This is a genomic window from Tepidibacter aestuarii, assembly GCF_934924865.1.
In the GTDB taxonomy this organism is placed as follows: domain Bacteria; phylum Bacillota; class Clostridia; order Peptostreptococcales; family Peptostreptococcaceae; genus Tepidibacter_A; species Tepidibacter_A aestuarii.
In genome coordinates, this window is record NZ_OW235315.1 from 427,291 (window position 1) to 440,211 (window position 12,921).

Here is a 12,921-nt window from a genome sequence, read left to right on the forward strand (position 1 = left end):
GTCTAATAAGTATAGAATTAAAATTTAGGAGGCGTTTAATTATGAAAATGAAAAAAATTGTTACTTTAGGATTAACTAGTTGTATATTATTAGGAGGAATTACATCTTCTTATGCAATATATGATCCAAATATGGATTATTCAAAATTAGATCCTACAAAACCAACAATAATGCTTGCAAAAGATGAAGTAGCAGCTGTTCCAATTAGTGCTCAAACTGTTAAAGTTGATGTTCAAGAAATAAAAACAGAAAGTGAATACTTAAATGTGAATGCTAGAATACCTCAGTTACAAGGACTAAAAGATGGTGTATATCAATTAACTTTAAATGAAACTATAATGAAAGAGGCCATGGCATACATAAATGAAGCTGAGAAAGAATCTAAGCAGTTTGCTGAAGATTGTAAAGAAAATGGTTGGGAAGTAAGACCGAATACAGTTACAGTACAATTTGAGTTAAAAGATAATTCAGCAATAGATAATTCAATAGTTTCTTTAGAAGTTATTAAAGCTTTTAATAACGGTGGAACTGGAAACCCAGATATAGATTTTTATAATATTTCAAATAAAGATAAGGCAGAGGAAGTAACTCTTAAAGACTTACTTGGAGAAAAATACAAAGAAATATCAGATGAGCAAATAAAAAATCAAATAGAGCAAAATAAAGATAAGTACTTTGATGGAGAAAATGGATTTAAAGGAATTTCAGATAATCAAAAATTCTACTATGAAAATGGTAATGCAGTAATAGTATTTGATAAATATGAAATAGCCCCTGGAGCTACAGGAAATCCTGAATTCAAAATAGAGATGCCACAAGATTCTATTGGAGAGTTTAACTTTGCACTTGTTGTAAATAATGAAGGAATTAAAGCTAATGTGTACCAAAAAGAAGATGGAACTATTATGATACCATTAAGAGTTGTTTCTGAAAAATTAGGATACGAAGTTAAATGGAATGAAGATGATAGATCAGTAGAAATAAAAAAAGGAGCTCAGTATACAAGTGTTAAGCCAGGGGAAGATAAGTATTTCTTCGCAAAAATGGCTCCGAGATCATTAGGAGCAGCTCCAGAAATTAAAGATTCTACAACTTATGTACCATTTAAGTTTGTATCTGATATTTTACAAGCTGATGCATCAATGGATGAAACTGGTGTAATTACAATTAATAATAAATAAAAGCTAAACAGATAAATTAATAAAGACGTTAAGCCTCTTATATAAGAAGTTTAACGTCTTTTCATATATAAGGATAATATATGATATACTATCATCATATGTTAAGTTATAGATAAAGAGGTGAGTTATTATGAATGGACAGAAGAGAGCGGATATAAAACCAGGTATAAAGGTAAGTGTTGTTCAAAAACAAGATCAGCGATCTGGGAAATTAACAGAAGGTGTGGTTCAAAGGATTCTTACAAAATCACCTACACATCCTCATGGGATTAAAGTTATGCTTGAAAGTGGGATTGTAGGTAGAGTTAAAGAAATATTAAATTAAATAAGTAACTATAATAATGAGCATCTAGCTGAGAAGCTAGGTGTTTTTTATAACTAATAGGAATTATATTATTTTCAAATTGTAGATCACAATGATGAAAGAACTACATTCGCAACTATTCTAAGCAACAGAGTCGCTAGACTTGTTGGCGCCATGACTCAGTGAGTAGCAACTAGACGAATTTTTTTAGCGATATAATAATTTGATTAATATAAAGGTGGTAATGATGAAACAAAAAATTATTTTGATTCACGGATATAATAAAAAATCTAAAGATATGAAGGTCTTAAAGAATAATTTAGAAAAGCTTGGATACGAAGGTGCCTTAGTAGATCTACCACTTACCTTCAAAGAAATTGAACACTCTACTAACATATTAGAAAGTATCATTTCTGAAATGTCAAAAGATATAAAAGAAGATGAAAAAATACATCTTGTTGGACATAGTACAGGTGGGTTAATTATAAGACATTTGCTATCTACTACTAAGTACTTAGATAAAATAGATAAATGTGTATTAATAGCAACACCAAATAATGGGAGTGAACTAGCAGATATTGTTGGTAACACTATGAGAATATTTACAAATATTTTTAAAACTTTAAAATCTATTCAAAGTGAAAATGTAAAAGCTTTAAACCTTAAAGATAATCATGAGATTGAAATTGGGGCAATAGCGGGTAATAAACAAAATCTATTTTTAGGCAAATTTCTAGCTGGAGAAAACGACGGTAGAGTTACAATAAGCTCTGTTAAGTTTGACGGTTTAAAGGATTTTGTCAAACTTCCCTATGGACATAAAGATATTCATTATCAACTTGAAACTGTTGAATTGATTGATTCGTTTCTAAAATATGGTACCTTTTATAAATAAAAAGCACAAAATCTGAATATATTAATTATCAATGGGTATATAAGGAAAATAGATTCCGAAAGATTAAACTATATATATAGAAAAAATCTGGCATAATGAATAAAAAGCATGTTAATAAAACAATTATAAGAATTTTTAAATAGGGGGAAGTTATGCTAAGAACAATAAAGAGAAAAATTATTTTTATATTATTATTATTGATGGTACCATTTATTTTAAATGTTATGTTTTTATTTACTACTTTAAAAGATTTAGAAAATGATGGTGTTGCAATAAATCTTTCTGGCAGCCAGAGGATGAGAACTATGCTGTTAGGTATGTATACATTAGATTATTTAGATGATATAGAAAGAGGAGAAAATACAGAAAAATCAAAAGAAATATTGACAGCTGAGTTAGAAAAATATAAGAAGATTATGGATGGTCTTGTAGAGGGAGATAAAACCCTTGGATTAAATAAGAATTCAAATCAAGATATTGTAAATGAAGTAATTAGTGCAGATAAAAATCTTTATAATTATATTGAACCTATTGAAAATGCAATAAATGGAAATATATCTGAGGATTTGAGAGAGCATATTATAGCTAATGCATCACCATTAAAAAATGAAATTAATGATATAGTTTTAATGTATCAAAAAAGTTATGATAATAAGATTAAGTGGCTAAAAATTGTTGAAGCTAGTATGTTGATCTTTGGATTTGTTATTTTCTTTGTTAGTGTTATGTTTAGTAAAAAGCTTATTACTACACCGGTTAATAATTTGCTATCTAAAATGAATGATATTGCTCAGGGAGAAGGCGATCTTACTTCAAGAGTAAATATTAATACTGGGGATGAGCTTGAAAGCTTGGGAAATGCATTCAATATTTTTGTAGAAAAAATCCAAATACTTATTAATAAACTGAAGGAAGATATTGAATTTATATCTACTGCTACTTATGATATACAAGGAGCAAGTGATTTAGTTAATGATGGTATCAATAATATATCTAATCAAGTTAATGAGGTATCTGATGTTGCTCAAACAAATGCTGGTGTATCAGAAGAAGTAAATGCTAGTATTGTAGAATTAGAGCATAATGCTAAAAATATATCTGACCAAATGAATGAAAATGCCAAAAAGAGTCAAGAAGTAGAGAAGTTTACAAGATTAGGAGATCAGTCTGTAACGGAAGTGCTAAAATCAAATAATTTAGTTATGGAATCTAATAAAAATACTAAAAAAATTATTAACGAACTTAGAAAATCAAGTAAGAATATTGGAGATGTTGTCACTTTAATTAAATCTATTGCTGAACAAACGAATCTTCTTGCTTTAAATGCTTCGATTGAGGCAGCAAGAGCAGGCGAGCAGGGGAAAGGTTTTGCTGTAGTTGCAGAAGAAGTGAGAAAATTGGCTGAAGAATCTAAAACATCAGTTCAATCTATTGTTGAAGCAATAGATTATATCCAAGATGCATCTATAAAAGCAGTTGAAGCTATAGAAGATGGAAATGTTAAATCAAATAATTCTGTTGAGCGTGCAAAAGAAGCTAAAGAGCAGTTTGAAAAAATCTTAGAATCTGTTTATGAAATTAAAGAATTCTCACGAGAATCAGCTGAATTATCTAATAAACAAGCTCGAATAACAGAAGAAATTTCAAATGCTACTGATCAAGTAACTCAAACTTCTGTAGAAAATGCTGCATCAGTAGATGAAATAAACTCTATCATTGTGAATCAAGCAAGGAGTTTTACAACAATTACAGAAAATATTACTAGATTAAATATGCAGACAAATCAATTGAAAAAATTATCAGATAAATTTAAGGTTTAATTATTATTAGAATGAAATAAAAAATATCCTATAGAAATAATAGGATATTTTTTATTGTATATTTTTTTTACTATAATATTAATATATATTCAAGTTAAATAGATTAAGTAAGCTTTTTATTTTAAATTTTTGTGAAATTATTTATAGTAAAGTTAAATTATTTATATTATTTGGTATAATAGTATTCACAGAAAATAAATTCCAAATAAACACTTAAAATCACAAAATAATGCTAAAAAGTAGGTGATATATTGTTAGCAAGAGATAGACAAAATAAAATATTAGAAAGGTTAAATCAACAAGGATCTATAAAAGTTTCTAAATTAATAGAATTATTTAATGTATCAATAGAAACTGTTAGAAGAGATTTAGAGTATTTAGAAAAAGAAGGATTATTAAAAAGGGTATATGGTGGAGCAGTATTAGAAGAAGTAAATAGTAAAGAGTTAAATTTTAAAGTAAGAGAGATTAAAGATGTTGATTTGAAAAAAGAGATTGCAAAAATAGCTACTAGGTATGTAAAAGAAGGAGACTCAATAGCATTAGATGTTTCAACAACAAATCATGAATTTGCAAAGGAACTTAAAAATCACTTTAATAATCTAACTATTATTACAAATTCGATTAATATAGCTTTGGAACTGTCTGATATGAAAAACTATAATATAGTTCTAGTAGGTGGATTGCTAAGACATGAAGAAAGATGTTTAGTTGGTAATTTAGCAGAAACTTTATTAGATGAATTTCATATAGATACAACATTTTTAAGTATGAGCGGAATTTCAGTGAATGCACAATTAACGGATTATGGATTTGGAGAAGTTGGAGTAAAGAAGAAAATGATCTGTATAGGACAAAAAACTATTGTACTTGCACAGAGTACAAAGTTTGATGTAGCATGTTTATTAAATGTAGCAACGTTTGATGATATAGATATGATAATAACTGATTCAAAACTTAATAAAAATATACTTCAAAAATATCTTGATTTAGGTGTTGATATTATAAACAAATAGGAGAAGACTAGTGAACTATTTCACTGGTCTTTTTATTTGTTTATAATAAATAATATTACTTTACAAGTTGTATTGTTGTGTGATTATGTGTAATTAATAGCAATTTAACATTTACTTAACTAGACCTTAATAAAATTCAAACAAAAGTATATTAAAATAAACTTGTAGTAAATAACAAATAAAAAATTGAAATAGGGAGTGATTTTGTGGAATTTATATCTAAGTTAAAAAATAATGAAAAGACGACTGCACTTATATATATATTGCCAGCTTTTATACCTCTTTTATTATTTTGGATATGGCCAATGATTAATTCTGTATATATAAGTTTTACAGATTGGGATTATATGAGTATTGATTATAACTTTGTTGGATTTCAAAATTATATAGACTTATTTACTGACCCTCAATTTTATAAAGTTTTAAAAAATACATTATATTTTTCTGTTGGTACTGTTATTCCAACAATAGTTGGAGGTCTTTGTCTCTCATTAATTTTAAAAAATAAAATAAGTGGATCAGGAGTATATAAAACCCTATTATTTTCTCCATGGATTACTCCAACAGTTGCAATATCAATTGTATGGTCATGGATATTTGAGCCAAGATATGGACTTGCCAACTGGATACTTAGTTTATTAAATCTTCCAAAGCTAGAGTGGACACATAGCTCTGAAACTGCAATGTTAGCAATAATAGTAGTAACAGTTTGGAAGGGAATAGGGTGGGCAATGATATTTTATCTTTCAGCACTTGAAAAAGTTCCAAAAGAACTTTATGAGGCAGCTTCAATAGATGGAGCAAATTCATGGCAGAAATTTAAAAATGTAACTTTACCAATGATATCACCTACAACTTTTTTCTTAACAATAATTACAACTATAAATGCACTTCAAGCTTATGATCAGATACAAATATTAACTCAAGGTGGACCTGCTGGAAGTACAAGAACAATACTTTATATGTATTATCAAAGTGCATTTGAAAACTTTAATATAGGGCAAGCAACGGCAGTAGCTACAGTATTAGTTATTATAACAGCAATATTATCTTTAATTCAATTCATTGCATCTAAAAAATGGGTTCATTATTAAAGAGGGGAGGTATTTATATGGAAGTAGTGCAAAAGTATATAGGGTTAAAGGCAAGAGAAAAAAATATAACTAAAAGAAAACTAAATATTAAAGGATTATTTACTCATTTAAGTCTTATATTCTTCAGTATTATAATGATATTCCCGTTTATATGGATGATAGTAAGTGCTCTTAAAACAAAAGAAGAAATGTGGCAGTTTCCACCGTCATTGATTCCACAAGTTCCACAGTGGCAGAACTTTATAGAAGCATTTGGTTCAGCACCTTTTGGATTATATATGTTTAATAGTACATTTACAGCAATTGCAATTGTTGCGATACAGGTTGTTAATTCTGCAATGATAGCATATGCATTAACACAACTTGAATTTAAAGGGAAAAAATATTTATTTGGAATAATACTTGGAACTTATATGCTTCCAGGTGCAGCAACATTTGTACCTAGTTATATAATTTTATCAAAGTTAAATCTTCTAAATTCATATACAGGATTAATAATATCAAATGCAGTCAATATATTTGGAATATTTTTGATAAGACAAGCATTTTTACAAGTAAATAAAAGCTTAGTAGAAGCAGCAAAAATAGATGGAGCAAATCACTGGCAAATACTTTGGAAAATATTATTCCCTTTAACGAAACCTTCATTTATAACTTTTGGGTTAATAAGCTTTGTTACTAATTATAATAACTATCTATGGCCTTCATTAATAATTAAAAATCCAGAACTAAATCTTATTTCTATGGGACTTAGACAGTTCTTTATTCAAGAAGGAGCTTATGGAACTGAGTGGCCAGTAGTTATGGCTGCAAGTACATTTACAGTACTTCCTTTATTAATATTGTTCTTAGTAGCTCAAAAATGGTTTATGAATGGATTTTCTGATACAGGTGTTAAAGGATAACCAATAATTAATATAAAGGAGAGAGTGGGATGAAAAATTTATTTAAAAAAGTTATCTGCTTATCAGTAGTAGTAGCAATTTTATTAGGTGTACTAAGTGGATGTTCAACTAAAGAGGAAGCTAAAACAATTGATGGAAAAATTGAAATTGAATACTGGTATGGATTAGGTGGAAAGCTTGGAGAAAATATGGCAGCTGCAATTAATGAATTCAATAAATCACAAGATAAATATGTAATAAAAGGAATAGCTCAAGGAAGTTATTCAGAAACATATCAATCACTTCAAGCATCTATAGCATCAGGTAATGCTCCCGGTGTAGTTTTACTTGACAATGCTTATACTAATACTTTGGCAAATAAAGGTTTACTTGAAGATCTAAATGAATTTGTTAAAAATGATGATAGTTTCAATGAAGATGATTTTGTAGAGGCTTTTATAAATCAGGGAAGATATAGTGATAAATTATATGCACTTCCAGCTTATGGAACTACTCAGGTATTATATTACAACAAAGAAGCTTTTGAAAAAGCTGGCATATCCGAAGATTCTTTAAATACATGGGAAGGTCTTGCTGATGCTGCAAGAAAGTTAACTGTAAAAAAAGGAGATGAAGTAGTATTTTACGGTTGGGAACCTATGTGGGGAAGATTAAATATGATAGATTCAGCATTAAGCAATGGAGCAAAATTTTTAAGTGAAGATGGAACTAAAGTTATGATAAATTCATCTGAATGGATGCATGTTTTAGAGTCATTTAGAAAGTGGATGCATGATGATAAAATAATGAGAATACACTATGGTGGACAAGGATGGGAATATTGGTATTCAACAATTGATGATGTAATGCAAGATAGAGCAGCAGGATATACAGGTTCTTCTGGAGATCAAGGAGATTTAGATTTTAATAAGCTTGCTGCACATGAACAACCAGCATGGAAAGGACATGAGGCAAGACCTATTGCTGAGGCTCAAAATTTAGCTATACCAATAGGATTAAGTGAAGAAGAAAAGCAATGTGCATATGAATTTATGAAGTTCTTTACAGGAACAAAAAATACAGCTAAATGGTCTATGAATACTGGATATATAGCAGTTAGAAAATCAGCAACTGATGATGAAGATTTTAAAACTTATGCTCAGGAAAATCCACAAGCATTAGTCCCACTAAAACAAGCTACACATGCATCTAAACGTTGGATAGATCCAACTGGTGGTAAAATTTATGATGCTATTAGTATAGCTGTAGATAAAGTTCAAATTGAAAACATATCTGCTAAAGAGGCTTTAGATGAAGCACAAAAGACCGCTCAAAGAGAATTAGATAAGATCCTTAATAAATAGAGATATATCAAGGAGGGGAAATAATGAATAAAAAAATAATAGGAAAAATAAATATGACTAAGCCTGTTCCCTTTATACATAAGTTTAGTGTTGAGGGAGGGCTTAATGCCCTCCAATTTAATATAGATACTGAACATGAACTAATGTTTTTAGTTTGGGATTCAAGAGGAATATTAAGAGTTCAACATTTGAGTGGTGTTGCTAATAAAACAGTAGTTATTTCAGAGAAAATTGAAAACTCAAGCATAGGAACATATCCAGGAAAAATAGTATCTGGAGAGTGGAAAATAGATGTTATTTATTATTCATCAAAAGAAATGAATGAAAATTCAGATGACGATTTATTTGGTGAATATAGAATTACAATTTCGGATAATACCAATTTAGATAGTTCTAAAATTTTAAACCTTGGTGAAGATTTATGGGTTGATTATGAGCTTGAAGATAAAATACTTACTTTAAATAAGTACGATTGGGATAAATTAATATCAGATCAAAAGAGATGGTACAAGGGAGATTTTCACACTCATACTAAACTTTCTGATGGAAGTATGACAAATGAAATGGCAATGAATCAAGCAAAATTAATGAATCTAGATTTTTTAGTAACTACTGAACACAATATAGTATCAACAGGATGGAAAAAAGGAGATACAGTTGTAATTCCAGGTATGGAGGTTACTACAACTAAAGGGCATTTTAATATACTTGGAATAAAAGAATATATAGATGTAAGAGATAAGTTTAAAGGTACAGAAATATTTACTCAGGAAACAATTGATATGATAATGGAAAAATCAAGAGATATGAATTCTCTTTGTAGCGTTAATCACTGTATGATGAATCCATGGCATTGGCAATTTAAAGATACAAAACTAGATAATATAAATACTATTGAAATATGTTGTGATCCTACTTATAATACAAGCTCTAAATCAAATGATATGGCTATAAAACTATTTGATATTCTATGGAATGATGGGCATAAAATATGGGGAGTAGGTGGAAGTGATTCACACTTATTACCAGATGAAATATATGAAAATTCAAAAGATCCTTCTCTAATTGGAGATCCAGGGACATATGTATTTGCAGATGGGTTAAGTGCTAATTCAATATTAAATTCAGTTAAAAATGGAAGAGTTTATATTTCAAGAGGTATAAATTTGGATTTGAAAATAACTCAAGATGATAGTGTATATTATCCTGGTTCAAAAATAGATTGTCTCAATAAAGAATTGAATGATATTGAGATAAATTATGAAGTTGAAATAAATAATTTAAATGATAAACTAAATATTTTATTTATTGAAAATGGAAAAGTTGTAGATAAAAAAGAAGTAAACAAGCCTGGAAAAGTTTTATTTAAAAGGTTATGGGACAAAAGTAAATATAATTGGGCTAGAATTGAAATAAGAAATGATAAAGGTGAGTTTGTTTCCTTTGTTAATCCAATATACTTAAATGAAAAAGAATCTAAACTAAAAACATGGATAGACTTATTAAATACATTGGAGGAAGTAAACGATGAAAATTAAAGGAATACTTTTTGATAAAGATGGAACATTAATAGATTTTCACTCTGTATGGATTGAAATATCAAATAGAGTTGTTGAAAATTTATTAATAGATTTGAATATAGAAACTACGACAGAACTAACTTATGAGCTTTTGAATTCAATAGGAATAGATAATGATAAAGTTGATCCTCATGGAATATTAGCATGTAATACATCTAGCTATTCAGGAGAAGCATTTGCAAAGATCTTATCTAAAAATGGGTATAGTATAGATTTTGATAAAGTAATAGAATTAACAGAATATTATTTTGACTATTATTCAACGCATAGCTCTATTGAATTTAAAGAATTAGCTGATTTAAAATCTCTTTTAAATAATTTAAAATCGAAGGGTTTATTAATTGGAACTGCAACTGCTGATACAAAAGTGGCAACTGAATTTTGTTTAAATAAACTTGGAATAATTGACTATTTTGATTTTATTGGAGCTGATGATGGATATATAAAGCCAAAGCCACATCCAGAGATTTTAGAAAAGTTTTGCAAAGAATACGATATTCAGAAAAATCAAATTGTAGTCGTAGGAGATACAAAAAATGATATGAAGTTTGCAAAAAATGCTGGAGCGGCCATGGCAATAGGAGTATTATCTGGAGTTAGTGATGAAAAAGACTTAATAGATACATCGGATGTTATATTTAAATCAGTAGATGAGATTATAGTAGATGATCAACTGTTATGGGAAAGGTAGAAAAAATGAAAAACTCTATTTTATTATCTAAAATATCAATTATGTTTAGTGTAATAATCTGGGGGGTTGCAATTGTTAGTTTAAAAGTAATAGTAACTTATTTTCCACCAATGACAGCTAATTTTATTAGATTTTCACTAGCTTCAATAATTTTGATAATTTTACTAAGAGTTTTGGAACCAAAATCAAAAATAGATAAAAAAGATTTATTAATTATTTTAAAAACGGGAGCACTTGGAATATCAGTATACTATTACTTTGAAAGCTTGGGCCTTTTGTATGTAGATGCTTCAACAGCGGGATTAATTTCAGGAACTATACCAATAATGACTTTATTTGTAGATTCTATAGTAAATAAAAAGAGGCTATCTACAATAGATATATTTATATTTTCACTTTCTACAACTGGAATTTTTCTAATAGTGTATGGAAACTTAGAATTTAAATATGGAATAAGTCAGTTGTATGGATATATTTTTATGGTTATAGGGTGCTTTTCATGGGTTATATATACTATATTTACAAAAAAATTAGAGAAGAAATATTCATCACTGAGTCTTATAACATATCAAAGTATAGCGGGAAGTATTTGTTTAGCTCCATCTTTGTTAATTGAGAAATTTAATTTGATTTCATGGATTAAAGAAGGAAATAACATACAATTAGTAATATTAAACTTATTATTCTTGAGTATATTTGGATCTGCTATTGCTTATTATCTTTATTTATATGGCTTTAGAAAAATAGGAGCTAGTAGGTCTTCACTTTATATGAATCTAATCCCAGTAGTATCCCTTTTAGCGGGTGTATTTATTTTAAATGAAAGTATTGGTTTAAATAAAATTTTAGGTGCAGTATTTATAATTACTTCGGTATTAATTTCTGACAATAAAAAACTAGAAAATTTAAAATATAGATTTATAGTCAAAAAAGTTTAGGAGGTCTACAAATGGCTGAATTAGTTTTAAAAAATATAAATAAATACTATGAAGATGGATATCATGCAGTAAAGGATATAAATTTAGAAATACAAGATAAGGAATTTGTTGTTTTAGTAGGTCCATCTGGGTGTGGAAAGTCAACTACTCTAAGAATGATTGCTGGACTTGAAGATATATCAGAAGGTGAATTATATATAGATAATAAGTTAGTAAATGATGTATCATCAAAAGATAGAGATATAGCAATGGTATTTCAAAATTATGCACTTTACCCTCATATGAGTGTGGAAGAAAATATGGCATTTGGTTTAAAATTAAAAAAAGTTGATAAAAAAGAGATTAATCAAAAAGTAAAAGAGGCTGCACAGATATTAGGAATAGAAAGTCTATTAAAAAGAAAACCAAAGCAACTTTCTGGAGGACAAAGACAGCGTGTAGCTTTAGGAAGGGCAATAGTTAGAAATCCAAAGGTTTTCTTAATGGATGAACCATTATCTAACTTAGATGCAAAGCTTAGAGTAACAATGAGATATGAAATAAGTAAGCTTTATAGAAAACTAAATACAACTTTTATATATGTAACTCATGATCAAACAGAAGCAATGACTATGGGTACAAAAATTGTTGTATTAAATCAAGGAATAGTTCAGCAAGTTGGATCCCCTATAGAAATATATGAAAAACCTAAAAATACATTTGTAGCAGGATTTATAGGAAGTCCGCAAATTAATTTAATAGAAGTTGATGTTATTGAAGAAGATGGGATATATATTTCATCTAAAGATTTTAAATTTAAACTTTCTAATAAAATGTCGGATTTATTAATAAAAAAAGGGTATGTAAATAAGAAAGCTATTTTAGGAATAAGACCAGAAGATATTTATGAAAAGGCTAATAATGACTTAAACTTAAGTGAAGAAATTAAGCTTAAAATTGATAATATTGAAAACCTAGGTTCAGAGACATATTTATACTTAAAGTCAGATGAAAATAAATATACAGCTAAAGTATCATCTTCTATAAATAAAATAGGACAAGTATCTAGTTTATACTTTAATTTAGATAAGATTCATTTATTTGAATTTGAAACTAAGGAAAGGATATTTCAATAGTTAAATATATTTCACACAGAATAGGGGTAATATATTTAG

General features: G+C 28.2%; 12 protein-coding genes. All 12 read left to right on the top strand.

Features of this window, described 5'->3' with window-relative positions:
- Window positions 1-41 precede the first annotated feature (41 nt).
- Window positions 42-1,181, top strand: coding sequence for a stalk domain-containing protein (locus tag M2214_RS02050; RefSeq protein WP_248482249.1), 1,140 nt, complete (start codon window positions 42-44; stop codon window positions 1,179-1,181).
- A 130-nt stretch (window positions 1,182-1,311) separates the two neighbouring features.
- Window positions 1,312-1,506, top strand: coding sequence for a YwbE family protein (locus M2214_RS02055; protein ID WP_248482252.1), 195 nt, complete (start codon window positions 1,312-1,314; stop codon window positions 1,504-1,506).
- A 226-nt stretch (window positions 1,507-1,732) separates the two neighbouring features.
- Window positions 1,733-2,380, top strand: a complete 648-nt coding sequence (locus M2214_RS02060) for an alpha/beta fold hydrolase (protein WP_248482254.1) — start codon at window positions 1,733-1,735, stop codon at window positions 2,378-2,380.
- Between the two features lie 152 nt (window positions 2,381-2,532).
- Window positions 2,533-4,200, top strand: coding sequence for a methyl-accepting chemotaxis protein (locus tag M2214_RS02065; RefSeq protein ID WP_248482256.1), 1,668 nt, complete (start codon window positions 2,533-2,535; stop codon window positions 4,198-4,200).
- A 251-nt stretch (window positions 4,201-4,451) separates the two neighbouring features.
- The gene (locus M2214_RS02070) at window positions 4,452-5,216 is read left to right on the top strand and encodes a DeoR/GlpR family DNA-binding transcription regulator (protein WP_248482258.1); all 765 of its coding nucleotides are present in this window, start codon (window positions 4,452-4,454) and stop codon (window positions 5,214-5,216) included.
- Window positions 5,217-5,422: 206 nt separating this feature from the next.
- Window positions 5,423-6,310, top strand: coding sequence for a carbohydrate ABC transporter permease (locus M2214_RS02075; protein WP_248482260.1), 888 nt, complete (start codon window positions 5,423-5,425; stop codon window positions 6,308-6,310).
- 17 nt (window positions 6,311-6,327) lie between these two features.
- A complete protein-coding gene (locus M2214_RS02080) occupies window positions 6,328-7,215 on the top strand; it encodes a carbohydrate ABC transporter permease (RefSeq protein WP_248482262.1) in 888 nt (295 codons plus the stop codon).
- Between the two features lie 29 nt (window positions 7,216-7,244).
- On the top strand, window positions 7,245-8,558 hold the full coding sequence (locus M2214_RS02085; protein WP_248482264.1) for an ABC transporter substrate-binding protein: 1,314 nt from the start codon (window positions 7,245-7,247) through the stop codon (window positions 8,556-8,558).
- A gap of 23 nt (window positions 8,559-8,581) precedes the next feature.
- The gene (locus M2214_RS02090; RefSeq protein WP_248482265.1) at window positions 8,582-10,096 is read left to right on the top strand and encodes a CehA/McbA family metallohydrolase; all 1,515 of its coding nucleotides are present in this window, start codon (window positions 8,582-8,584) and stop codon (window positions 10,094-10,096) included.
- The gene (locus tag M2214_RS02095; RefSeq protein WP_248482267.1) at window positions 10,086-10,829 is read left to right on the top strand and encodes an HAD family hydrolase; all 744 of its coding nucleotides are present in this window, start codon (window positions 10,086-10,088) and stop codon (window positions 10,827-10,829) included. Before M2214_RS02090 ends, M2214_RS02095 begins: the two co-directional genes overlap by 11 nt.
- Window positions 10,817-11,767, top strand: coding sequence for a DMT family transporter (locus M2214_RS02100; RefSeq protein ID WP_248482269.1), 951 nt, complete (start codon window positions 10,817-10,819; stop codon window positions 11,765-11,767). Before M2214_RS02095 ends, M2214_RS02100 begins: the two co-directional genes overlap by 13 nt.
- Window positions 11,768-11,778: 11 nt before the next feature.
- Entirely contained in the window at window positions 11,779-12,882 is a 1,104-nt protein-coding gene (locus M2214_RS02105; RefSeq protein ID WP_248482271.1) for an ABC transporter ATP-binding protein, read from the top strand.
- The last annotated feature ends 39 nt before the right edge of the window (window positions 12,883-12,921 follow it).